This window comes from Sphingomonas sp. (genome assembly GCF_036387595.1).
GTDB lineage: Bacteria > Pseudomonadota > Alphaproteobacteria > Sphingomonadales > Sphingomonadaceae > Sphingomonas.
This window is the reverse complement of sequence record NZ_DASVTL010000036.1, coordinates 19510-41912: the sequence shown is the minus strand read 5'-3', so window position 1 is coordinate 41912 and position 22403 is coordinate 19510. Positions and strand designations below refer to the sequence as shown.

23 protein-coding genes are annotated in these 22403 nt (G+C 67.5%); 14 read left to right on the top strand and 9 right to left on the bottom strand.

Going from position 1 to position 22403, the window contains the following annotated elements; all coding sequences use genetic code 11:
- Positions 1-59: 59 nt before the first annotated feature.
- The 8 genes from VF643_RS03440 to VF643_RS03405 all read left to right on the top strand — a co-directional run bounded on the left by VF643_RS03440 (position 60) and on the right by VF643_RS03405 (position 10583).
- Positions 60-1694: a TldD/PmbA family protein gene (locus VF643_RS03440; protein ID WP_331041971.1), complete on the top strand. Its 1635-nt coding sequence runs from the start codon at positions 60-62 to the stop codon at positions 1692-1694.
- Positions 1695-1707: 13 nt separating this feature from the next.
- Positions 1708-3042: a TldD/PmbA family protein gene (locus VF643_RS03435; protein ID WP_331041970.1), complete on the top strand. Its 1335-nt coding sequence runs from the start codon at positions 1708-1710 to the stop codon at positions 3040-3042.
- Between the two features lie 102 nt (positions 3043-3144).
- Entirely contained in the window at positions 3145-3840 is a 696-nt protein-coding gene (locus VF643_RS03430; protein ID WP_331041969.1) for a DUF4159 domain-containing protein, read from the top strand.
- Positions 3841-3853: 13 nt separating this feature from the next.
- Positions 3854-4840 (top strand): MoxR family ATPase, encoded by a 987-nt coding sequence (locus tag VF643_RS03425; RefSeq protein ID WP_331041968.1) that lies wholly within the window; start codon positions 3854-3856, stop codon positions 4838-4840.
- A 4-nt stretch (positions 4841-4844) separates the two neighbouring features.
- Positions 4845-5690 (top strand): DUF58 domain-containing protein, encoded by an 846-nt coding sequence (locus VF643_RS03420; protein ID WP_331041967.1) that lies wholly within the window; start codon positions 4845-4847, stop codon positions 5688-5690.
- On the top strand, positions 5687-6793 hold the full coding sequence (locus VF643_RS03415) for a BatA domain-containing protein (protein ID WP_331041966.1): 1107 nt from the start codon (positions 5687-5689) through the stop codon (positions 6791-6793). The genes VF643_RS03420 and VF643_RS03415 overlap by 4 nt, the downstream gene beginning before the upstream one ends.
- Entirely contained in the window at positions 6790-8859 is a 2070-nt protein-coding gene (locus tag VF643_RS03410) for a DUF4175 domain-containing protein (RefSeq protein WP_331041965.1), read from the top strand. Before VF643_RS03415 ends, VF643_RS03410 begins: the two co-directional genes overlap by 4 nt.
- An 8-nt stretch (positions 8860-8867) precedes the next feature.
- Positions 8868-10583, top strand: a complete 1716-nt coding sequence (locus VF643_RS03405) for a carboxypeptidase regulatory-like domain-containing protein (RefSeq protein WP_331041964.1) — start codon at positions 8868-8870, stop codon at positions 10581-10583.
- A 1-nt stretch (position 10584) separates the two neighbouring features.
- On the opposite strand, the gene cyoD is transcribed toward VF643_RS03405, so the two are convergent.
- The 7 genes from cyoD to lepB all read right to left on the bottom strand — a co-directional run bounded on the left by cyoD (position 10585) and on the right by lepB (position 16996).
- Positions 10585-10983 (bottom strand): cytochrome o ubiquinol oxidase subunit IV, encoded by a 399-nt coding sequence (gene cyoD / locus VF643_RS03400; protein ID WP_331041963.1) that lies wholly within the window; start codon positions 10981-10983, stop codon positions 10585-10587.
- On the bottom strand, positions 10980-11642 hold the full coding sequence (locus tag VF643_RS03395; RefSeq protein ID WP_331041962.1) for a cytochrome c oxidase subunit 3: 663 nt from the start codon (positions 11640-11642) through the stop codon (positions 10980-10982). The genes cyoD and VF643_RS03395 overlap by 4 nt, the downstream gene beginning before the upstream one ends.
- Positions 11639-13645: a cytochrome o ubiquinol oxidase subunit I gene (cyoB, locus tag VF643_RS03390; protein WP_331041961.1), complete on the bottom strand. Its 2007-nt coding sequence runs from the start codon at positions 13643-13645 to the stop codon at positions 11639-11641. The genes VF643_RS03395 and cyoB overlap by 4 nt, the downstream gene beginning before the upstream one ends.
- The gene (gene cyoA, locus VF643_RS03385; protein ID WP_331041960.1) at positions 13645-14541 is read right to left on the bottom strand and encodes a ubiquinol oxidase subunit II; all 897 of its coding nucleotides are present in this window, start codon (positions 14539-14541) and stop codon (positions 13645-13647) included. The genes cyoB and cyoA overlap by 1 nt, the downstream gene beginning before the upstream one ends.
- Positions 14542-14637: 96 nt before the next feature.
- Complete coding sequence (era, locus tag VF643_RS03380; RefSeq protein ID WP_331041959.1) at positions 14638-15531, bottom strand: GTPase Era; 894 nt, start codon at positions 15529-15531, stop codon at positions 14638-14640.
- Positions 15528-16193 (bottom strand): ribonuclease III, encoded by a 666-nt coding sequence (rnc, locus tag VF643_RS03375; protein WP_331041989.1) that lies wholly within the window; start codon positions 16191-16193, stop codon positions 15528-15530. Before rnc ends, era begins: the two co-directional genes overlap by 4 nt.
- Positions 16190-16996, bottom strand: coding sequence for a signal peptidase I (gene lepB / locus VF643_RS03370; RefSeq protein ID WP_331041958.1), 807 nt, complete (start codon positions 16994-16996; stop codon positions 16190-16192). The genes rnc and lepB overlap by 4 nt, the downstream gene beginning before the upstream one ends.
- Positions 16997-17105: 109 nt before the next feature.
- Here lepB and pgi point away from each other — a divergent pair, with 109 nt between their 5' ends.
- The 6 genes from pgi (at position 17106) to nusG (ending at position 21547) form a co-directional block, all read left to right on the top strand.
- Positions 17106-18596 carry a glucose-6-phosphate isomerase gene (gene pgi / locus VF643_RS03365; protein ID WP_331041957.1) on the top strand — a complete coding sequence of 497 codons (1491 nt, stop codon included), beginning with the start codon at positions 17106-17108 and terminating at the stop codon, positions 18594-18596.
- A 44-nt stretch (positions 18597-18640) separates the two neighbouring features.
- On the top strand, positions 18641-18853 hold the full coding sequence (locus VF643_RS03360; protein ID WP_331041956.1) for a type II toxin-antitoxin system VapB family antitoxin: 213 nt from the start codon (positions 18641-18643) through the stop codon (positions 18851-18853).
- The gene (gene vapC, locus VF643_RS03355; RefSeq protein WP_331041955.1) at positions 18850-19263 is read left to right on the top strand and encodes a type II toxin-antitoxin system VapC family toxin; all 414 of its coding nucleotides are present in this window, start codon (positions 18850-18852) and stop codon (positions 19261-19263) included. The genes VF643_RS03360 and vapC overlap by 4 nt, the downstream gene beginning before the upstream one ends.
- On the top strand, positions 19263-20612 hold the full coding sequence (gene gorA, locus VF643_RS03350; RefSeq protein WP_331041954.1) for a glutathione-disulfide reductase: 1350 nt from the start codon (positions 19263-19265) through the stop codon (positions 20610-20612). Before vapC ends, gorA begins: the two co-directional genes overlap by 1 nt.
- Positions 20613-20792: 180 nt before the next feature.
- A complete protein-coding gene (gene secE / locus VF643_RS03345; RefSeq protein ID WP_331041953.1) occupies positions 20793-20996 on the top strand; it encodes a preprotein translocase subunit SecE in 204 nt (67 codons plus the stop codon).
- A 14-nt stretch (positions 20997-21010) separates the two neighbouring features.
- Positions 21011-21547 carry a transcription termination/antitermination protein NusG gene (gene nusG, locus VF643_RS03340; RefSeq protein WP_331041952.1) on the top strand — a complete coding sequence of 179 codons (537 nt, stop codon included), beginning with the start codon at positions 21011-21013 and terminating at the stop codon, positions 21545-21547.
- Between the two features lie 138 nt (positions 21548-21685).
- Here the strand turns inward: nusG and VF643_RS03335 are convergent, their stop codons facing one another.
- Positions 21686-21883 carry a hypothetical protein gene (locus VF643_RS03335; protein ID WP_331041951.1) on the bottom strand — a complete coding sequence of 66 codons (198 nt, stop codon included), beginning with the start codon at positions 21881-21883 and terminating at the stop codon, positions 21686-21688.
- A 43-nt stretch (positions 21884-21926) separates the two neighbouring features.
- Positions 21927-22223 (bottom strand): DUF6894 family protein, encoded by a 297-nt coding sequence (locus VF643_RS03330; protein WP_331041950.1) that lies wholly within the window; start codon positions 22221-22223, stop codon positions 21927-21929.
- Between the last annotated feature and the right edge of the window lie 180 nt (positions 22224-22403).

Here is a 22403-nt window from a genome sequence, read left to right as displayed (position 1 = left end):
CCTGGGGCGAATAATCGGCAAGATTTTCGAGCGTTCAGCCATCGTGTGGAGACAAGGCATTGCATAGACGCGACTTCCTTACCGCAACGGGCCTCGCGCTGGGCGGTGGCATGGTGCCCGCATTCCTGGGCCGCGCGATCGCCGCGCAGGATCTGCAATCGACGATCGACGTCTCGCTCAAGAAGCGCCTGGCCGACGCCGCCTTGAACGCCGCGACGTCCGCGGGTGCCAGCTATTGCGACGTCCGTGTCGGCCGCTATCTGCGCCAGTTCGTCATCACGCGTGAGAAGAACGTGGAGAATGTCGTGAACACCGAATCGACCGGTGTCGGCATCCGCGTGATCGCGAGCGGCGCCTGGGGTTTTGCGGCAACCAACGATCTGTCGCCCGATGCCGTTGCCGCCGCCGCGCGTCAGGCGACCGCGATCGCCAAGGCCAACGCCAGGACGCAGACCGCGCCGGTCCAGCTCGCCCCCGTGAAGGGCGTCGGCGAAGTTTCGTGGAAGACGCCGATCGTCAAGAATTCGATGGCGGTGCCGATCAAGGACAAGGCCGACCTGCTGCTGTCGGTCAATGCCGCCGCGACCGCCGCGGGCGCCGATTTCGTCAACTCGATCCTGTTCCTCGTCAACGAACAGAAGTATTTCGCCTCCACCGATGGATCGTATATCGACCAGGACGTGCACCGTATCTGGGCGCCGATGACGATCACCGCGATCGACAAGGCCAGTGGCAAATTCCGCACGCGTGAGGGGCTGTCTTCGCCGATGGGGATGGGCTTCGAATATCTCGACGGAGCGGCATCGGGCAAGTTCGTCTCCCCGAACGGCGTGGTCAACTACGGCCTGTCCTACGACATGAAGGAAGACGCAATTGCCGCGGCCAAGCAGGCGCGTGCCAAGCTCACCGCGCCCTCGGTCAAGCCCGGCAAATACGACCTCGTCCTCGATCCCTCGCACACCTGGCTGACGATCCACGAATCGGTCGGCCATCCGACCGAACTCGACCGCGTGCTCGGTTATGAAGCCAATTACGCTGGCACCAGCTTCGCCACCCTCGACAAGCGTCAGGCGCGGTTTCAATATGGCAGCCCCGAGGTGACGATCGTGGCCGACAAGTTGCAGCCGGGCAGCCTGGGTGCGGTCGGCTATGACGACGAGGGCGTGAAGACCAAGCGCTGGGACATCATCCGCGACGGCAAGCTGGTCGATTTCCAGGCGATCCGTGACCAGGCGCACATTCTGGGCAAGACTGCGTCGGACGGCTGCTGCTATGCCGACAGCTGGTCGAACGTGCAGTTCCAGCGGATGGCCAATATCTCGCTGCTGCCCGGCAAGAAGAAGCTGTCGGTGGCCAACATGATCGCAGGCGTTGAGAACGGCATCTACATCGTCGGTGACGGATCGTTCTCGATCGACCAGCAGCGCTACAACGCGCAATTCGGTGGTCAGCTGTTCTACGAGATCAAGAACGGCAAGATCACCCAGCAGATCGAAGACGTCGCCTATCAGATCAGGACGCCCGAATTCTGGAACGCCTGTTCGGCGGTCTGCGACGAAAGCGACTACCGCCTCGGCGGATCGTTCTTCGACGGCAAGGGCCAGCCTGCCCAGTCGTCCGCGGTCAGCCACGGCTCGTCGACCGCCCGCTTCGACGGCATCAACGTCATCAACACCGCCCGCACGCTCGGCTGAGGAGACTGAACCCATGAGCATCCTCACCGAGGCTGAAGCCTATACGATCCTCGACAAGGTCGTGAAGCTTTCCAAGGCCGACCAATGTACCGCGCAGCTGACCGGTTCGATCGACGGCAACGTGCGCTTCGCGCTGAACAACGTATCGACCAGCGGCATCGTCTCGAACGTCGATCTCGCGGTCGAGGTGGCGTTCGGCAAGCGGGTCGGCATCGCGACGATCAACCAGTTCGACGACGCAAGCCTGGCGCGCGTGGTCGCACGCGCCGAAGACCTGGCACGCCTAGCGCCCGAGAACCCCGAATTCGTCCCCGCTGTCGCGAAGCAGGAGTACAAGCCGACGTCGACGTTCAGCGCGGCGACCGCGGCGATCACCCCCGACTATCGCGCCAAGGTGGCCGCCGATTCGATCCAGCCCTGCCGCGCAAGCAAGCTGGTCGCGGCGGGTTTCCTCCAGGACGGGCAGAGCTTCAGCGCCTTTGCCAATTCCAAGGGCAACCGCGGCTACCAGCGCGCGACCAGCCTGGATTACACCTGCACCGTGCGCACCGACGACGGCCGCGGATCGGGCTGGGTGGGACGCAATCTTCAGGACGCGACCAGCTTCGATGCGGGCACCGAAATCCGCACCGCGATGCGCAAGGCAAGCGCGTCTGCCGATGCCAAGGCGCTGGAGCCGGGCAAATACACCGTGATCCTCGAACCCGCCGCCGCGGCGGGGCTCATCTCGTTCATGATGAACTTCTTCGACGCCCGGCAAGCCGACGAGGGCCGCAGCTTCCTGTCCAAGAAGGGCGGCGGCAACAAGATTGGCGAGCAGGTCTACGACCCGCGCGTGACGATGTTCACCGACCCCTCCTTTGCCGGCGCACCCGTGCTGCCCTGGGACAACGACTTCCTGGCGCGTGAGCGGATGCCGATCATCGACAAGGGCAAGGTCGCGAACCTGCAATATTCGCGCTATTGGGCGCAAAAGCAGGGCAAGCGCGCGGTGGGCCAGCCGGGCAACCTCATCATGGAAGGCGGCACGAAATCGACCGCCGACCTGGTCCGCACCACCGAGCGCGGCATCCTGGTCACCCGCACCTGGTACATCCGCATGGTCGATCCGCAGACCGTTCTGCTGACCGGCCTGACCCGCGACGGCACCTTCTATATCGAGGGCGGTCAGATCAAATATCCGGTGAAGAACTTCCGCTTCAACGAATCGCCGGTCATCATGCTCAACAACGTCGAGGAATTCGGCCGCCCCATCCGCGTGCAGGGCGACGAATCGAACCTCATCATGGTGATCCCGCCGATGAAACTGCGCGACTTCACCTTCACCTCGCTGTCGGACGCGGTGTGATCCCTCGCATCACCCTCACCCTTCCGCGGCTTCGCCGCTCCCTCCCTCTCCCGCCGGGAGAGGGAAGGGGCCCGCTGCCGTAAGGCAGTGGAAAGGGTGAGGGTGACCAGGCAGGAGTTCCTACGGCTGACCGTCGCCGGTCTAGGCGCCGCATCGCTCCCCCGCGCCCTCGCGGCCGCCCCAGCCTACGACTTCTGGTTCACCCGCCTCAGCTATCAATCGGGCGACTGGGACGTCGATCAGCGGATGCCCGCCAGCGTCATCACCGCGCTGATCGACTACACCAACCTGCGGGTCGATCCCAAGGAACGCGTGGTCGCGCTCGCCGACCCGAAGATGCTGACCGCGCCCTTCTGCTACCTCGCGGGGCACAAGCTGGTGGAATTCTCCGCCGCGGAACGCGGCAACTTCGAACGCTACGTCCGCAACGGCGGGTTCGTGCTGGTCGACGACTGCAACCACGACATAGACGGGCTGTTCGCCAAATCCTTCGAGCGTCAGATGGCGGCGATCTTCGGCCCGCGCGCGCTCCGAAAACTGCCCAACGCCCATCCGCTCTACCGCAGCTTCTTCAAATTCCCCGGGCCGCCCAATACCGGCCTCGAACTCAACGGCTGGGGCGACGATCTGGTCCACGACTATCTGCGCGGTATCGAGATCGGCGGGCGGCTGGGCGTACTCTACAGCAATAAGGATTACGGGTGCGAATGGGATTACGACTGGCGCAACAAGCGCTTCCTGGCCGAGGACAACACCCGGTTTGCCGTCAACATCGTGATGTATGCGCTGAGCGTTTGAGGAATACAAAGCGATGACCGAGCAGGAGGTCCAGGACCAGCTCGCCAAGCTGGGCACCTTGCGCGCGGCGATCGGCCAGGCGATCGTCGGGCAGAACGACGTGGTCGAACAATTGCTGATCGCGCTGCTCGCGGGCGGCCATTGCCTGATCGAGGGCGTTCCCGGGCTGGGCAAGACCCTGCTCGCGCGCACGCTCGGCCAGGCGCTGCACCTCGACTTCCGCCGCATCCAGTTCACCCCCGATCTGATGCCCAGCGACATCCTCGGCACCGAGGTGCTGGAGGAGGATCATGGCACCGGCCATCGTGCCTTCCGCTTCAGCCAAGGTCCGGTGTTCACCAACCTGCTGCTCGCCGACGAACTCAACCGCACGCCCCCCAAGACCCAGGCCGCGTTGCTGGAGGCGATGCAGGAACGCACCGTCAGCTACGCCGGTGTCACCCACGTCCTGCCCGCCCCATTCTTCGTGCTGGCGACGCAGAACCCGCTGGAGCAGGCAGGCACCTATCCCTTGCCCGAGGCGCAGCTCGACCGCTTCCTGCTCCACGTTCGCGTCGGCTATCCGACCGAAGCCGAGGAGCGCGACATCCTGATGCAGACGACCGGCGCGGCGGGGGGGCAGGTGCCGCAGGTAATGACGGGTGAGACCGTCCTCGCGCTTCAGCGCTGGGTGCGCGACGTCCATGTCGGCGGCGACCTGCTCGGCTGGGTCAATCGCATCGTCCGGGCGACCCGGCCCGGAGAGGGCGCGCCCGAGGTCGTCGCACGCTACGTGCGCTGGGGCGCCGGCCCGCGCGCCGGCCAATCCCTGATCCTGGCGAGCAAGGCCCGCGCGCTTCTCCACGGGCGCCTGGCGGCGACGCGCGAGGACGTGATGGCGCTCGCTGCCCCGGTCATGCGCCACCGCCTGCTGCTGTCGTTCGCCGCGGAAGCCGAGGGACGCACCCCCGACGACATAATCGCCGCCGTGCTGCGCGACGTGGCGCCTCCGGCCGCTTGACGCAGTGGCGGACGACCTGATCCCCGCGGACGTCCGCGCGCGCCTGAAGGGTCTCGTCCTCGTCTCGCGCCGGGCGATCGGTGGCCACGGCCTGGGCCTGCATTCCAGCCGCAGCAGGGGCGCCGGCCTCGAATTCGCGCAATACCGCGCCTATGAGCGCGGCGACGAATTGCGGCAGGTGGATTGGAAGCTCTACGCGCGCTCCGACAAGTTCTTCGTGCGCGAAGCCGAGCGCGAAAGCCCGCTCGCGCTGTGGATCGTCGTCGACGGCAGCGCCTCGATGGCGCAGCGGCTCGGCGCCACGAAGGCGCTGGCCGCGTGCCTGGCCGAACTCGCCATCGCGGGCGGAGATCGGTTCGCGCTGATCGGGCTCAGCGAAGCCGGGCTGGCGCTCGTCCCCCCCGGCACCGGCGCCCGCCAGCGCGACCGTCTGCTGCTCGCGCTCCACACGCTGTCTCCGGCCGGCGGCTTTCCGGCAGAATCCACGCTCGCGCCGCTTTGGGAGCGTATCGGCCAGCGCGATCTGGTCGTCGTCATCAGCGACTGGTTCGATCCGGCGGTGACCGCGTCCGCGTCCAAGCTGGCGGCGGCGGGGCGCGAGGTGCTCGGCATACAGCTGCTCACGACCGAGGAGCGCGATTTCCCCTTCGACGGCGGCCACCGGTTTCGCGATCCCGAGACCGGCGAAGAACTGATCGCCGATGCGCCCGCAATGCGCGCCGATTACCTGGCCCGCTTTGGCGCGGCACGCGCGGCGCTTCGCGCCGAACTCGAAAACGCCGGCGTCACCCATGTCGAGCATGTCCTCGATCGACCGCTTGATGCGCCGCTGCGCGCGTTGTTCAGATGACGCCCGTCCTGCTCCTGCCCGCCGCGCTGGCGGCACTGGCCGCGCTCGCGCTGCCGCTGCTCATCCATCTGGCGCGGCGGACCGAGCAACGCCCGACCGACTTTGCCGCATTGCGCTGGCTGCGTGAACGGCCCCGCCCGCGCCACCGTCCGCGCCTGGACGAATGGCCGTTGCTGATCGCGCGACTGGCGCTGCTGGCCTTGCTCGCGCTGTGGCTGGCGCGCCCGGCGGTGTTCGGTGCCGCCGACGACACCCCGGTCGTCGCGCTCGCGCCCGGGGTCGACCCGACACGCTTTGCGGCCGGCGGCGTTCGCGCACTGTGGCTCGCCCCCGGCTTCCCGTCGGTCAGCGACGCACCCGCTGCATCGGGACCGATCCCCAGCCTCATTCGCCAGCTCGACGCCGAACTGCCAGCGGGCGTGCGTCTGCGCATCGTCGTGCCCACCATCCTGCAAGGTGCCGACGCCGAACGCCCGCGCCTCACCCGCGCGGTCGACTGGCAGATCGTACCGGGCATCATGCCCGCTGCCCCGCCAGCGCGCACATCGGCGCCGGTGATCGCGGTGCGCGGGGCGTCGCGCTACATAGCCGCGGCGGCAGCGGCGTGGGGAACGCGAGACATCGCATCGGCAGACGTCGCGCTGCGCAGCGACACCAGAGCGGTGGCCTGGATCGCGGCCGGCCCTCTGCCCGAAAGGATACGCGCGGTCCTCGATGGCGGCGGCACCGTGCTGACAGGTGCGACCACTCCGATCGAGCAGGATACGACGGTGGCCGTCTGGCGCGATACGCTCGGCATGCCGCTGGTGGAAAGCATCGCGGTTCCCCGCGGCCGACTGCTCCGCTTCACCCGTCCGCTCACCCCCGCTGCGATGCCCGAGCTTCTCGACCCCGATTTCCCCCGCCGCCTGCGCGCGCTCTTCACCCCGGATGCACCAGCGCCCGTGCGCGTCGCCGCAGCCGACTACGCGCCGTCTGCCGGCGCAGCCGCCTATTCGCAACCCGCGGCTGACCTGCGGCCCTGGCTGGCGCTGGTGATCGCTGCGCTGTTCCTCATCGAACGCCTGCTCGCGACGCGCGCGCGAAGGGCGGTGGCGCCATGACCGCACCCGAGCGCTTCATCGCCCCCGCCCGCACCCGCGCCGCGGCCGACACCGCCGCGATCAGCGCGCCACTCGCGATCGCCGCCGTGGTGGCAGCATGGCGCTTCGGCGGCACGATCGCGGCAATTCTCGTCGTCGTCGCAACCCTGGCGATCGTCGCGACCATCGCGCACGTCCGCACCCGCGGCTACGATGCCCGTTGGCTCGTCCGGGGCTTCGACGCGCGGCGCAGCGACATGGAGGATAGCGCGGACCTCCTGTTCGCGACCGATGCGCCGCTGACCGCGCTCCAGCAGCTTCAGCGTGCGCGCCTTCTCGAACGGCTCGCCGCCGACGCCGGGCCGGACCTCCGCCCGGCCTGGTCACGGCGCGCGATCCTCCTGGCGTGGATCGCCGGTGCCCTGGCCGCCGTCGCGCTGCTCTCACCTTTTACGAAAAGCCCCCCCGCCTTGTCGCCCAGTGCCGAAGGTCTGCCCGCGGCACCCGGCATCCCGCGCCTGACCGGTCAGGCCCTGCGCATTACGCCACCCGCCTACACCGGCCTGCCGCCCCGCGACGTGACCACGCTCGACGCACGCGCACCCGAGGGATCGCGCATCGCCTGGACCCTGAGCTTCGCGCCCGCGCCCGATGCGGCGGCACTCGCATTCCACGACGGCGGCCGCGTGGCGATGGCAAGGGGCGGCGCGACCTGGCGGACGAGTATCGTCCTCGCCCGCTCCGCCTTGTACCGCGTCGTGCCACGCGGCACCGATCGCCTGCCCCCGCTCCACCGGCTAGACGCCATCGCCGATCGGCCGCCACGCATCACCACGGCACTGCCCACCCTCGCCCTCGTCGCGGCCGGCCAGCGCATGTGGGCACCCGCCTTCGCCGCCACCGACGATTACGGCGTCGCCGTCCGGGGATCGCTGCGCATTACCCTGGCGCAAGGGGAAGGCGAGAACGTCACCTTCCGCGAGCGCATGATGCCGATCGACGGCACCGGCGCGCCGCGCGCGCGCCGCTTCGCACCACGCCTCGATCTCGCCGGCGTCGGCTTCGGCGGCGTCGGCGACCTGATCGTCCAACTTACCGTCGCCGATGCCCGCGGGCATGCGGTGCGCGGCCCCAGCCTGATCCTGCGCCGCGCCGCCCCGACCGCCGAGGCGGGAACCGGGCTGGATGGCGCCGTGAAGAAGGCGTTGCCGGCGTATTTCCGCAGTCAGCGTCAGATCATCATCGACGCCGAAGCGCTCATCCGCCGGCGCCGCACCTTGGCGCCGGACGATTTCGTTTCGCGATCCGACACGATCGGGATCGATCAACGGCTGTTGCGGATGCGCTACGGCCAGTTCCTCGGCGAAGAAGCCGAAGGCCCCAGCGTCGCGCTGCCCACCAGCGACACGGAGAAGGCGGAAGCCCATACCCCCGACGACGGCCACGATCATGCCACCGAACCGTCCCCCACGCTCGGCCGCGACACCGACGTGCTCGCCGACTTCGGCCATACCCACGACGAGCCCGAGGCGGCGACGTTACTCGATCCGGGTACCCGCGCGACATTGCGCCAGGCGCTCGATCAGATGTGGCAGTCCGAACTGCACCTGCGGCAGGGCGACCCGGCGGGCGCGCTGCCCTTCGCAAACCGGGCGCTGGTTTTCATCAAGCGCGTCCAGCAGGCGACCCGCATCTACCTTGCCCGCACCGGCAGCGCCCAGCCTGCGATCGAGGAGGCACGGCGGATGACGGGCAAGCGCGAGGGGCTGGCGGTCGGGACGCTGGCACTCACCCCGCCCACTCCCGATGGCCCCGAACCCGCAACCACCTGGCGCGCGCTGGCATCGCCGGGTCCGGTCGGGCTGGATGCGCTCGATCGCTGGCTGCGCGGCGGCGGCCGGGTGCCCGATCGGCTGGCGCTCGCGGCCGCGATCGACGCGGTGCGGCGTGATCCCGGATGCGGGTCATGCCGCGCCGCGTTGCGTGCGGCCTTGTGGACCGCGCTGCCCCGCCCCGTCCCGCGGGTCGCGCGTAGGGAGGGCGGCGATGCGCAGGGGCGCCGCTATCTGGACGCCATCGCGCGATGAACGCGGCTATGCTGCCCGCAATCCTGACCACCGCGGTCGTGCTCGCCTGGGCACGGCTCGCCTGGTGGCAGGCGAGCGCGCCACGTGCCGTCCGCGCGCGCGGTTGGCGCGTGGGCGTGCTTGCGGCCATGCAGGCAGTCTGCGCCGCACTGCTCTACTGCACGCTCGCACCGCCGACGACGCCGGGCGCGGTGGCCACCCTGATCGTCGCGACGGCGCAGGCACCGCGCACCGCCACCGCCGCCGCGATCGTCGCACTGCCGGAAGCACCCACACTGGCCGGCGTTGAACGGATGCCCGATCTCGCCACCGCGCTGCGCCGCCATCCGGGCACGGCGCGCATCCGCGTCGTCGGCGAAGGGCTGGAGCCGCGCGACGTGCCCGCGGTGCAGGGTCAGGCGCTGGCCTTCGATCCCCCTCGACCTCCCCGCGGCCTCGTCGGGCTGGCCCCGCCAGCGCCCGCCGCGCCGGGAGCCGCATATCGCATCGGCGGACGCGTCTTGGGCGTGGCGGGTGGCCGGGTCGAACTCCTCGATCCCGCAGGCGCACGTATCGACGTGGTTCCGCTCGATGCAGACGGCGGTTTCCGGCTCACTGGCACCGCACGCGCCGCAGGAGTGGCGCTGGCCCGCGTCCGCGTGCGCGACGCAGCGGGCAGATCGGTGGAGGAGGCGGAGGTGCCGATCCGCACCGTCGACGATCCGCAGCCGCGACTGCTCCTGCTGGCGGGCGCGGCGCACCCGGAGGTGAAATACCTGCGCCGCTGGGCCACCGATGCGGGACTTGCCGTCACCACGCGCATCGCCGCGGGCGCTGGCGTAGTACTCGGCGACGCGCCGGTACTCATCGACTCCGCGACGCTCGCCCGCTTCGACGCCGCGATCATCGACGAGCGCAGCTGGGCGGGCCTTGCCGCGGGTCAGCGCGCGGCTGTTGCAGGCGCGGTTCGCAGCGGCATGGGGTTGATCCTCCGCATCACCGGCCCGGTCCCCGCCGCAACCAGCCGCCAGTGGCGATCGTTGGGCGTAGCGGTCGGGTCCGCCGGCAAGACGATGCCCGCGCCACTGGCCAGTGGCGTACCGATCCTCAATCGCCGAACCGTCGCCAGCTCAGCCGATGCGGTGCCGGTTTGGCGCGATGCGCGCGGTGCGGTGCTGGCCGATTGGCGTGCGCTCGGACGCGGGCGGGTGGCGCTCTGGGCTGTCGACGACGCCTTCGCACTGGTGCTCAGCGGACACGGCGATCGATATGGCGGCGCGTGGGCGTCCGCGCTCGCCGCGGTATCGCGTGCCCGCGACACGCGTAGCCGGGACATCACGCCCCTGCCCCGCGCCGGCGAACGCATGACCCTGTGCGCGATCAGCCCCGCTGCGCGCGTCGAGGCGCCCGGCGACGATGGCGCGCTCCAGATCGACGGCTCCAGCGGCGGATGCGCGGGATATTGGCCGCGACGTGCGGGATGGCACGCGTTGGTGGACCGCGGCCAAACCGAACCCTTCTACGTGTATCCGCCCGACGCCCTGCCGGGCGTGCGCGCGCAGGCGCGCATAGAGGCGACCGCACGTCTGCGCCGCATGACCGCACCGACGGATGCGGCAAAGGCAGCGCCCGGCGCGTCGTGGCCGTGGTTCCTCGCGTTCCTCGTGGCCGCGGCAAGCTTGTGGTGGTTCGAACGCGCCCGCTATGGGCGGCGGGCAGCCGCGCCTGCCGCCGACGCCGCGTAAGCTATCGCTGCATCTTCATCAATTCGTCCATCGGCATCATGCTGTGGTCGAGGTTGGCCATGATCCACAACGTGCCGACCAGCACCAGCGCGACGATCAGGACTCCGAACGCCAGCGCCAGCACGTTGTTGGTATTGTCGGGGCCGCTGGTGACGTGGAGGAAGAACACCAGATGGATTCCCATCTGCCCCACCGCCAGTGCGATCAGCGCAACCGGGATGCCCGGCCCCCAGATCAGCCCGCTGCCCGCCACGTAGAACGACGCCCCGGTCAGCAGCGCCGCCGCGCCCAGACCGATTACGTAGCCGCGAACTTCCTGGCCGATCGGCACGTCGTCGGGGCTGTCGCCGGGCGCGCGATCGTCGCCGATGCCGGGGTGGTCCTGCATCTCCTCGCTCATGCACCGGCTCCCGATCCCAGCAGATAGACGATTGTGAACAGCGCGACCCAGATGATGTCGAGCGCATGCCAGAACAGCGCGGAGCAGGTGATCCGGCGCAGGATGTCCTCGCGGAAACCTTTGGCCCACACCTGCGCCATCATCGTCGTCAGCCACAGCAGCCCCAGCACGACGTGCAGCCCGTGGCAACCGACGAGCGCGAAGAAGGCGGACAGGAAGGCACTGCGATCCGGCCCCGCCCCCTCGCCGATCAGATGGACGAACTCATAGAGCTCAAGCGCAAGGAAAGCCGCGCCCAGGAGCGCGGTCACCGCCATCGCGACCTGGAACCAGAACGCATTGCGCGCCGCCGCGGCGATCCCCGCCATCCCGCAGGAAAAGGAGGACAGCAGCAGGAAAGCGGTCTCTGCCGCCACCAGCGGCAGGTCGAACAGTTCGCGTCCGCTCGGCCCCCCGGCGGTGTTCCCGACCAGCACCGCATAGGCGGCGAAGAAGCCGGAGAACATCACGAAGTCGGAGAGCAGGAATATCCAGAAGCCATAGGATACCACGATCCGCTTGGACGCAGGCCCGCGTTCGCTGGCGGGCACTTCGCCATGACCGAGGCGGTTGGGGTCGCCGTGCCTGCTTCCACCCTTTGCCTGTACAGCACCGCTCATGTGTGCGCCTCCGGTGGCAGGTCGAGCAGTTTCGCCTTGCCCTGCCGCCGCGCGTGATCCCGGCGTTCCACTTCGCCGGCGTGGATTTCATACTCCGCCTCGTCGCGCCAGGCGAAGATCACGAAGGTCGCCCACGCGCCGACGAACCCCAGGATCACCAGCCACCAGATATGCCAGATCAGCGCGAAGCCCATGGCGGTCGAGAAGAAGGCGGTGACGATGCCGGTGGGGGAGTTCTTCGGCATTTCGACGTCCTCGTAATCGGGACGCTCGCTCAGGCGGCGTTCCTCGCGCGCCTTGGCCTTCAAATCCCAATACGCCTCCTCGCCCTCCACGTCGGGCAGCACCGCGAAGTTGAAGACCGGCGGCGGCGAGGTGGTGATCCACTCCAGCGTGCGGCCGTCCCAGGGATCGCCGCTCACATCGCGCAGCCGCTCGCGGTCGCGGATGCTCACCCACAGTTGCACGATCTGGCAGAGGATGCCGGCGAAGATCATCAGCGCGCCGATCCCCGCGACGATCAGCCACGGCTGCCATTCGGGCACGTCATAGCGTTGCAGGCGCCGCGTCATCCCCATCAGCCCGAGCACGTAGAGCGGCATGAACGCGACGTAGAAGCCGGTGATCCACAGCCAGAACGCGCGCTTGCCCCATGTCTCGTCGAGCTGGAAGCCGAACATCTTGGGAAACCAGTAGGTGAAGCCCGCGAACGCGCCGAACAGCACGCCGCCGATGATGACGTTGTGGAAGTGCGCCACCAGGAAGACCGAATTGTGGAGCTGGAAATCGGCGGGCGGCACCGCCAGCAGCACGCCCGTCATCCCGCCGATCACGAAGGTGACCATGAAGCCGACCGCCCACAGCATCGGCGTGGTGAAGCGGATGCGGCCGCCGTACATCGTGAACAGCCAGTTGAAGACCTTCACCCCCGTCGGCACCGCGATAATCATCGTCATCACGCCGAAGAAGCCATTGACGTCCGCGCTCGCCCCCATCGTGAAGAAATGGTGGAGCCACACCATGAACGACAGGATGCAGATCACCATCGTCGCCACGATCATCGAGCGATAGCCGAACAACGGCTTGCCCGAAAAGGTCGAGACGACTTCGGAGAAGATGCCGAATGCGGGCAAGATCAGGATATAGACTTCCGGATGCCCCCATGCCCAGATGAGGTTCACGAACATCATCTGGTTGCCGCCGGCATCGTTGGTGAAGAAATGAAAGCCCAGATAACGGTCGAGCGTCAGCATCGCGAGCGTTGCGGTCAGGATCGGAAAGGCGGCAACGATCAGCAGGTTGGTCGCCAGCGACGTCCAGCAGAACATCGGCATCCGGGTATAGCCCATGCCCGGCGCGCGCATCTTGAGGATCGTGGTGACCAGGTTGACGCCGCTCAGCAGCGTGCCGACCCCCGATATCTGGATCGCCCAGAGATAATAATCGACGCCGACGCCGGGCGAATAGCGAAGTTCACTCAGTGGCGGATAGACGACCCACCCGGTCTTCGCGAACTCGCCGACGAAGAGCGATATGTTGATGAGCAGCGCGCCGCTCGCGGTCAGCCAGAAGCTTACCGAGTTGAGCGTCGGAAAGGCGACGTCGCGCACGCCGAGTTGCAGCGGCAGCGCGAAGTTCATCAGCCCGATCATGAACGGCATCGCCACGAAGAAGATCATGATCGTGCCGTGAGCGGTGAACACCTGGTCGTAATGGTCGGGCGGCAGATAGCCCGGATTGCCCATCGCGATCGCCTGTTGCGAGCGCATCAGCAGCACGTCGGAAAACCCGCGGAGCAGCATCACGCCCGCCAGCAGGCAATACATGATGCCGACGCGCTTGTGATCGACCGACGTGATCCATTCGCGCCACAGATAGGGGAAATGCCCCTTGCGCCAGACCCAGGCCAGCACGCCGGTGATGACCAGCGCGACGACGACCGAGGCGACGATCTGGATCGGCTCGTGCAGGGGGATCGAATCGAGGGTGAGCTTGCCGAGCATCAGCGTTCCCGGCCGCTGGACGCGGTCCGTGCCGACAGGGTGCCCGACTGACGGACGATTTCGTCGAACAGTCCCGGCCCGACGGCACGATAGGTAAAAGGCTTCACGTTCTCGCTTTCCTCAAGCAGCGCCAGATAGCCGCGTCCGTCGAGCACCGGTCCGTTCGCCTTCGCCCCCGCCGCCCATCCGGCGAACTGCTGCGCCGTCACCGCGTCGGCGAAGAAGGCCATGCCCGGAAAGCCCTTGCCGCTGTAATGCGCGGACAGGCCGCGATACCGGCCGGGCTGGTCGGCCATCAGGTTCAGCCGGGTCGTCATCCCCGACATCGCGTACATCTGGCTGCCCAGCCGCGGCACGAAGAAGCTGTTCATGACGCTGGCCGAGGTGATGCGGAAGCTGACGGGCGTGCCCGCCGGGATCACCAGCCTGTTGACGCTGGCGACGCCCTGCTCGGGATAGATGAACAGCCATTTCCAGTCGAGCGAGACCACCTCGACCTGGAGCGGACGGACCTTCGACACCAGCGGCTTGGGCGGATGAAGCTCGTGGCTGCCGATCCACGCGATGCCGGCAAGGAAGATCACAACCAGCGCCGGGATCGACCAGACGAGCAATTCGACCCGGCCCGAATATGTGAACTCGGGGCGGTAGATCGCCCGCGCGTTGCCTGCACGAAACCACCACGCGAAGACGAGGGTCAGCAGGATCGTGGGGATGACGATCGCGAGCATGATGCCGAGCGAGTTGAGCAGGATCGTCCGCTCACCAGCGGCCACCGGGCCGGCCGGCGACAGAACACCGGGCTCGCACGCGGGCAGCAATGCCAATCCTGCGAAAAGCACCGCAAACCGCAGCGCAAGGCGGCGAAACGACGCGAGGACTCGGGCGGCGATCACCCCGCTTCCCTACGCCCGCCGCAACGCAGCGAACAGGGGGCATGCGCGCGCAAGCGGCAATAAATTCACCCGCGCGCCCGACGCGCGCGGAACGGGTCAGTCCACCCAGTCCAGCCCCATGTCGCGGTAGATCGAGCGGTCCTCGTCCCAGCCGGGCTTCACCTTGACGTGGAGGTAGAGGTGGACGCCGCGCCCGGTGATCGCCGCCAGTTCGGCGCGGGCGCGGGCGCCGATCTGCTTGATGCGCTCGCCGCTCTTGCCGAGCACGATCGCGCGCTGGGTCGGGCGCTCGACCAGGATCTGCTGGTGGATCTCGACCGATCCGTCGGCGCGCTCGACATATTTCTCGGTCTCGACGGTGCTGGCGTAAGGCAGTTCGGCGTGGAGCTGGAGGAACAATTGTTCGCGCGTCACCTCGGACGCCAGCGCGCGTTCGGACGCGTCGGATACCTGGTCCTCGGGATAATGCCACGGCCCCTGGGGCATCGCCGCGGCCAGCGCACGCTTCAATTCGGGCAGGCCGTCGCCGGTCTGCGCGCTGACGAACCAGGTCTCAGCGAAATTGACCAATGTGTGGAGGCGCTCGGCGTGGAGGAGCAGCTTGGCCTTGTCCGCCAGATCGACCTTGTTGAGGATCAAATGCTTGGGCTCGGGCCGCGCCGCCAGCGCTTCGGCAATGGCCGTCACCTTGGCTCCCAGCCCGCCCTTGGCATCTACGACCAGAGCGAGCACGTCCGCGCCTTCCGCACCGCCCCATGCCGCCGCCACCATCGCGCGGTCGAACCGGCGCTTCGGCTCGAAGATGCCGGGCGTATCGACCAGCAGCAACTGGGTCTCGCCCTCGATCGCCACGCCGAGCAGCCGCGCGCGCGTCGTCTGCGCCTTGGGGCTGACGATCGCGACCTTCTGGCCGACCAGCGCGTTGACGAGGGTGGATTTGCCCGCATTGGGCGCGCCGACGACGGCCACCAGGCCGCATTTCTGAATCATGTCAATTTGTCCAATAAGGCTCGGGCGGCCGCTGTCTCGGCTTCCTGCTTGCTGCTGCCGCTGGCCGACGCGTGCGCATCGGCGCCGATCGTGACCGCGACCGTGAAACGCGGCGCGTGGCCCGGGCCTGAGCGATCGACCACGCTATAGTCAGGCGTTCGGCGGTTGTGCGCGGCCGCCCATTCCTGAAGCTGCGACTTGGGATGCTGCGGTGCTTTCAGATGCGCCTGCGCCCGGTTACCCCATGAAGCGCGGACGAAATCGCGTGCGGCGGCAAAGCCCGCGTCCAGATACCAGGCGCCGATCAACGCCTCCATGGCGTCGCCGAGCACGTTGTCGCTGTCGAACGCGCCATCGTCGCGCGCCTGCTTGCCCAGCTTCAGATGCGTCCGCACGCCCAGCGTCCGTGCGACGTCGGCGCACACCGCGCCGGTCACCAGCGCGTTCAGCCGCTTGGACAATTGCCCTTCGGCCTCTTGCGGGAACAGTTCGAACAGCCATTCCGCCATCGCCAGCCCGAGCACGCGATCGCCCAGGAATTCCAGCCGCTCGTAATTGGCCGCCGCCTGGCTGCCGTGGGTCAGCGCGCGCTCGAACGGCGCCACGTCGGACGGCGCCCGCCCGAACGTCGCGACGAGCCAGGATCGCAGTGCGTCGCTCAACCGCCGATCCGGTTCCAGCGCGCCGCCGAGAACCACGTCCACGGCTTGATCCACTCAGCGGTGCCGTCGGTCGAGAAGAAGGTGACCAGCACCCGGCCTTCGAGATTTTTGAGCGGGACATAGCCCATGCCGCCGGGCGGCGCGAAGCGGCTGTCGCCCGAATCGTCTCGATTGTCGCCCATCAGGAACACATGTCCTGCGGGCACGGTATAGACGTCGGTATCGTCGCGATCGGGCATCTGCCCCTGGTCGAGCACTGCATAGCTGGCGCCACCGGGCAGCGTCTCGCGATATTGCGGGTAACGGCAGACCGGGCGTCCGTCATCCACATCCTGGAACGCGGCGTCGCACTTATCCGCGCCGAAGCTGGGCGTCAGCGGCAGGACGAAATCGGCGATGCGCTGCTTGGGCACGGCCAGGCCGTTCAGGATCAACTGCCCGCGCCGCATCTGGATCGTGTCGCCGGGCAGGCCGATGACGCGCTTGACGACATCGTGATCGAGCACCTCCGGCGCGCGAAAGACGACGACATCGCCGCGCGGCGGCACCCGGCTGAATATCTTGCCCGGCACCGGCGGCACTCCGAACGGCATCGACCAGCGCGAATAGCCGTAATTCCATTTGGAGACGAAAAGGTAGTCGCCGATAAATAGCCGCGGCAGCATCGATTCCGAGGGAATCGAGAAGGACGTGATGAAGAAGCTGCGAAAGATCAGCACGAACAGCGCGAGTTTCAGCAGGAAGCGGATCGTGTCGCCTGGTTCGGAGGGAACGGCGGTCGAGCGGGCGGGTTTGGCGGCCATGCGCGGACCCTTACCCGCGTCCGTGCGTCGTGAGTAGCCATTAGCGCGCACAGCCGATACGACGCGCCCGAACCTTCTTCCCCCCACCTTCATTGGAGGACGAGACCCCATGACCGATTGGTCGACGATCGAAGCCCTGCCCCGGCAAACCCTTGTCGAACTCTTCGCCGACGATCCCGACCGGCTGGGCGCACTCAGCCTCGATGTGTGCGGCATCCATTTCGACTGGGCCAAGACCCATCTGACCCGCGATGCCATCGCGGCATTCGAGGCGCTGGCCAAGGCAAGCGACCTGGCGGGCAAGCGCGAGGCGCTGTTCGGCGGCGCGGCGGTCAACGTCACCGAGGGCCGCGCGGTCGAACACACCGCCGAACGCGGCGAGGGCAAGGCGGAGAGCGTCGCGATCGCGCGCGCCAGCCACAGCCGCATGCGCACGCTGATCGACGCGATCGAAGCCGAGGCCCTCGGCCCCGTGCGCCACATCCTGCACATCGGCATCGGCGGATCGGCACTGGGACCGAACCTGCTGGTCGATGCGCTGGGGCGCGAGGAGAAGCGCTACGACGTCGCGATCGTCTCCAACGTCGATGGCATCGCGCTGGAGGACGTGTTCGACCGCTTCGATCCCGCCGCGACGCTGATCGTGATCGCGTCGAAGACCTTCACCACGACCGAGACGATCCTAAACGCCACCTCCGCACTCGCCTGGATGAGCGAACATGGCGTGGAAGACCCCTATGGCCGCGTCGTCGCGCTGACCGCGGCGCCCGAAAAGGCGGTCGAATGGGGCGTGGACGAAACGCGCATCCTGCCGTTCTCCGAAAGTGTCGGCGGACGGTATTCCTTGTGGTCGACGATCGGCTTTCCTGCCGCGCTCGCGCTCGGCTGGGACGCTTTTTCCGAACTGCTCGAAGGCGCCGCCGAGATGGATCGGCATTTCCGCCTGTCCGCACTGCACGAGAACGCGCCGGCGATCGCCGCCTTCGCCGACCTCTATTATACGCAGGTACGCGGCGCCGAGACGCGTGCCCCCTTCGCCTATGACGAACGACTGCGGCTGCTCCCGAGCTATCTCCAGCAGCTTGAGATGGAGTCGAACGGCAAGGGTGTGACCGTCGACGGCAAGCCCGTCGGCCGTCCGACCGCGGCGATCACCTGGGGCGGGGTCGGCACCGATGCGCAGCATGCGGTGTTCCAGCTTCTCCACCAGGGCACCCATCTGGTGCCAGTCGAATTTCTCGCGGTCGTTGAGCCGTTCGACACGTTGGCCGAAGATCATCACCGCGCGCTGCTGCTCAATGCCTTTGCGCAAGGGGCGGCGTTGATGGCGGGCAAGCAGGCGGATGACCCCGCACGCAGCTATTCGGGCGACCGCCCGTCCTCGACGCTGCTGCTCGACGTCCTCGACGCGCGCACGCTGGGCGCGCTGATCGCGTTCTACGAACACCGGGTGTTCGTGAACGGCGTGCTGCTGGGGATCAACAGCTTCGACCAGTTCGGCGTCGAACTCGGCAAGGAGATGGCCAAAGCGGCGGAGAAGGGCGGCGGCGATTTCGACGCTTCGACCAATGACCTGATCCGCCGGGCGGGTCTGGACTGAGGCAGACTGCGGGCTTATGTGTATGGAACAGCGGAGTCATACACATGCGGACCAACATCGAGATCGACGAGACGTTGATCGCTGAGGCAATGGCGGCCAGCGGTGCCAAAACGAAGCGCGAGGCAGTCGAGATTGCCCTGAAGCGTATGGTCCAGATCGCGCGTCAATCGAAGGCGCTCGACACGCTTTGGGGGATCGGCTGGGAAGGCGATCTCGACGAGATGCGCACCGACAAGCCGCTGCCGGAATACGGGTGATCCTGATCGACAGCAGCGTATGGATCGACTTCTTCGCCGCGCGCGTGACATTGCAGACGCTGGCTGTACGTGCGTGCGTTCGATCCGAGCGGGCGATCGCCATCGGCGACCTTGTACTGACCGAGGTTCTGCAAGGTGCCCGCGATGAAGGCGCCGCGGCCGAGATCGGCGTGCGACTTTCGGAGTTCAGGCCGGTCAGGATCGTCGATCACAGGATTGCCGTCCAGGCCGCCCGCAACTACCGCCTTCTGCGCGGCAAGGGCATCACGATCCGCAAGACGATCGACACGCTGATCGCCACCCGCTGCATCGTCGACGATATTCCGCTGCTCTATAGCGACCGCGATTTCGACCCCTTCGTCCAGCATCTCGGACTTCGGTCCGCGCTCGACGATATCGGAGTGAACTGATGCCCGACTACGATTATGATCTGTTCGTCATCGGCGCAGGCTCCGGCGGCACCCGCGCATCGCGCGTCGCGGCGGCGCATGGCGCCAGGGTCGCGGTGGCAGAGGAATATCGCGTCGGCGGCACCTGCGTTATCCGCGGCTGCGTGCCCAAGAAGCTGCTCGTCTACGGATCGCATTTCGCCGAGGATTTAAAGGACGCCAAGCGCTTCGGATGGGACGTGCCGGATCGATGCGCCTTCTCCTGGCCGACGTTGCGCGACAACGTGATGGCAGAGGTCGACCGGATCAACGGCGCCTACACCGCCACGCTGGAGAACAACGGCGTCGAGATCATCAACGCGCGCGCCGTCGTCACCGGCCCGAACAGCCTGCGCCTGGGCGACGGGCGGGAGGTCACCGCCAAGACCATCCTCGTAGCGGTGGGCGCGCACCCCGCCATTCCCGAATGTCCGGGGCATGAGCACGGCATCACCTCCAACGAGGTGTTCGACCTGCCTGACATCCCCAAGCGCATCCTGATCGCCGGCGCGGGCTATATCGCCAATGAATTCGCCGGCATCTTCCACCAGTTCGGCGCCCACGTCACCCTCATCAACCGCAGCAAGGAAATCCTGCGCGGCTACGATCTGGCGATCCGCGACCGGCTCCTCCAGATTTCGATGATGAAGGGCCTCGAATTCCGCTTCGACGCCACCTTTCGGGGCATCGAGAAGCACGACGACGGCTGCCTCACCGTCAGCATGTCGGGGCATGAGCCGATCACGGTCGACCTCGTGCTGTTCGCCACCGGCCGCGTGCCCAACACCCACGGCCTCGGCCTGGAGAGCGCGGGCGTCGCCATCAACGATCGCGGCGCGATCTGCGTCGATGCGGACAACCGCTCGACCTGCCCGTCGATCTTCGCGGTCGGAGACGTCACCGACCGCATCCAGCTGACCCCGATCGCGATCCGCGAGGGGCAGGCGTTCGCGGACACCTTCTTCGGCGGCAAGCCGACGCGGATAGATTATGATTGCGTCCCTTCCGCAGTATTCAGCCACCCGCCGATGGCCGGGGTCGGCCTGACGGAGACGCAGGCCCGCCAGAAGCTGGGAACGGTACGCGTCTACACCGCCGACTTCCGCCCGATGAAGAACGTGCTGGCGGGACGCGACGAGCGCGCGCTGTATAAGATGGTCTGCCACGGAGAGACCGACCGGATCGTCGGCATCCACATGATCGGCCCCGACGTGCCCGAGATGATGCAGGTCGCCGCCGTCGCGGTGAAGGCGGGGCTGACGAAGGCCGATTTCGACGCGACGGTGGCGCTGCACCCGACGATGGCGGAGGAACTGGTCCTGCTGCGCTGAGGGTGCGCAGCACAACCGGCCGTAGCACGACCTCCCTCACGGTGCCGCTTGCGTTGGGCGCACACCGCCGCTATCTCCCCAATCCATCCGACAGCGCGGACGGTTCCTCTCGCTTGCCCCGCAGGGCAGCGACCGGGGCCTCATGTCCCGCGGTCCACGAACAAAGGTAGAGCCGAGACCGTGGCCAAGACGTCCCCATCCGAATTCTTCCGCCAGGTTCAAGCCGAGCGCAAGAAGGTCACCTGGCCGACGCGTCGCGAGACGGTGATGACGGGCGTGATGGTGGTCATCATGACGACCATCCTGGCGCTGTTCTTCCTGGCCGTGGATTCCATCTTCGAAGCGATCGTGCGGGCGCTGCTCAAGATCGCGCAAAGCCAGTAATTGGGGCAGTAAAAATGGCACGCTGGTACATCATCCACGCCTATTCGGGTTTCGAGGGCAAGGTCCGCGATTCGATCATGGCGGAGGCGACCCGCATGGGCCTCGACCAGCTGGTCGAGCAGATCGAGGTGCCGACCGAGACGATCACCGAGGCCCGCCGCGGCAAGAAGATCGCGGTCGAGCGCAAGTTCATGCCCGGCTACGTGCTGGCCAAGCTGAACATGAACGACGACGTCTACCACCTCGTCAAGAACACCCCCAAGGTCACCGGCTTCCTGGGCAGCATGGGCAAGCCCCAGGCGATCAGCGAGACCGAAGCCGCGCGGATGCTCAATTCCAAGGAAGAAGCCGCCGCCGCGCCCAAGCAGAAGGTCAAGGTCGACTATGAGATCGGCGATGCGGTCAAGGTGCTCGAAGGCCCCTTCGCCAGCTTCAACGGCATCGTCGAGGAACTCGATTTCGAACGCTCGCGGGTGAAGGTGTCGGTCTCGATCTTCGGCCGCGCGACCCCGGTCGAGCTGGAGTTCGAGCAGGTCGAACGCTCGAAGTAAGGCCCGGCCCGACTTCGAGCGCTCGACCGGCCGGCGGGGCGCGCGAGCGAACCCGTCCGACGTGCAGACGCGGGATCAACTCCCGCGTCCACCCGCCTCTCGGGCAAACGCTCGCCTCTCGGGCAAAACGGATGCCGGCTAGACGGACGCGCCCCCGAAGGCGATCAGCCCCACCAGCATCGGCAGCACGCAGGCGCAGGCGAACACCAGGCCCGCACGCCGTCCGCGCCAGCGCCCGCTCCTGCGCGCGCCGAAGCCGACCGCCACGATCAGCAGCGTCGCCGCGATCGCGACATAGAGGATGACGAGGATGTCGCTGCTGGTGCCTGGTCCCATGACGGATTTCCCTTGTTCCTAATGGTGTGGCCGGCTCCGGCGGCTATCGCGCGGGCATCGGCATGACCGGCAGATCCTTGCGCAACCGCGACCAGCCTTGGCCCTTCGCCATCGTGGCGATGGCCTCCGCGCACACCAGGCGCGCCACCGTGCAGCCGTTACGGTCCGTCACGTCGATACACCCCTGCGGATCGACCCGCCCGTCGCCCGCGCCGTGCACCATCTTGCGCAAGGAGCGGTGGGCATGGGCGAGCGCGGCATAGACGTCGCCGGCCTCGACGCTCCGGTCATGGAGGATGCGCCCGGCACGGTCGCATGTTCGCAGGAGAAACTGGGTCATGCCCCTCAAAACGCCTTTGAAACTCAAGGGTTTCGGCGGTTGATCCAAGTTCACACGTTTGTTCCGCCGATGCCCGCCCCCCGATCGAAACCCGTTCGGCCGAAACCCGTTCGATCTTGCGATCGCACCCATGATGGACGCGGGCGGGCGTTTCCAGGCCCGCGTCCCGCCTCGATTCCC

What these genes read in the sequence shown, in the direction of transcription:
- VF643_RS03435 (WP_331041970.1), top strand. Translation starts at nt 1,708, where the DNA reads ATGAGCATCCTCACCGAGGCTGAAGCCTATACGATCCTCGACAAGGTC.
- VF643_RS03425 (WP_331041968.1), top strand. Translation starts at nt 3,854, where the DNA reads ATGACCGAGCAGGAGGTCCAGGACCAGCTCGCCAAGCTGGGCACCTTG.
- VF643_RS03415 (WP_331041966.1), top strand. Translation starts at nt 5,687, where the DNA reads ATGACGCCCGTCCTGCTCCTGCCCGCCGCGCTGGCGGCACTGGCCGCG.
- VF643_RS03410 (WP_331041965.1), top strand. Translation starts at nt 6,790, where the DNA reads ATGACCGCACCCGAGCGCTTCATCGCCCCCGCCCGCACCCGCGCCGCG.
- VF643_RS03405 (WP_331041964.1), top strand. Translation starts at nt 8,868, where the DNA reads ATGCTGCCCGCAATCCTGACCACCGCGGTCGTGCTCGCCTGGGCACGG.
- cyoD (WP_331041963.1), bottom strand. Translation starts at nt 10,983, where the DNA reads ATGAGCGAGGAGATGCAGGACCACCCCGGCATCGGCGACGATCGCGCG.
- VF643_RS03395 (WP_331041962.1), bottom strand. Translation starts at nt 11,642, where the DNA reads ATGAGCGGTGCTGTACAGGCAAAGGGTGGAAGCAGGCACGGCGACCCC.
- cyoB (WP_331041961.1), bottom strand. Translation starts at nt 13,645, where the DNA reads ATGCTCGGCAAGCTCACCCTCGATTCGATCCCCCTGCACGAGCCGATC.
- era (WP_331041959.1), bottom strand. Translation starts at nt 15,531, where the DNA reads ATGATTCAGAAATGCGGCCTGGTGGCCGTCGTCGGCGCGCCCAATGCG.
- lepB (WP_331041958.1), bottom strand. Translation starts at nt 16,996, where the DNA reads ATGGCCGCCAAACCCGCCCGCTCGACCGCCGTTCCCTCCGAACCAGGC.
- pgi (WP_331041957.1), top strand. Translation starts at nt 17,106, where the DNA reads ATGACCGATTGGTCGACGATCGAAGCCCTGCCCCGGCAAACCCTTGTC.
- VF643_RS03360 (WP_331041956.1), top strand. Translation starts at nt 18,641, where the DNA reads ATGCGGACCAACATCGAGATCGACGAGACGTTGATCGCTGAGGCAATG.
- gorA (WP_331041954.1), top strand. Translation starts at nt 19,263, where the DNA reads ATGCCCGACTACGATTATGATCTGTTCGTCATCGGCGCAGGCTCCGGC.
- nusG (WP_331041952.1), top strand. Translation starts at nt 21,011, where the DNA reads ATGGCACGCTGGTACATCATCCACGCCTATTCGGGTTTCGAGGGCAAG.
- VF643_RS03335 (WP_331041951.1), bottom strand. Translation starts at nt 21,883, where the DNA reads ATGGGACCAGGCACCAGCAGCGACATCCTCGTCATCCTCTATGTCGCG.
- VF643_RS03330 (WP_331041950.1), bottom strand. Translation starts at nt 22,223, where the DNA reads ATGACCCAGTTTCTCCTGCGAACATGCGACCGTGCCGGGCGCATCCTC.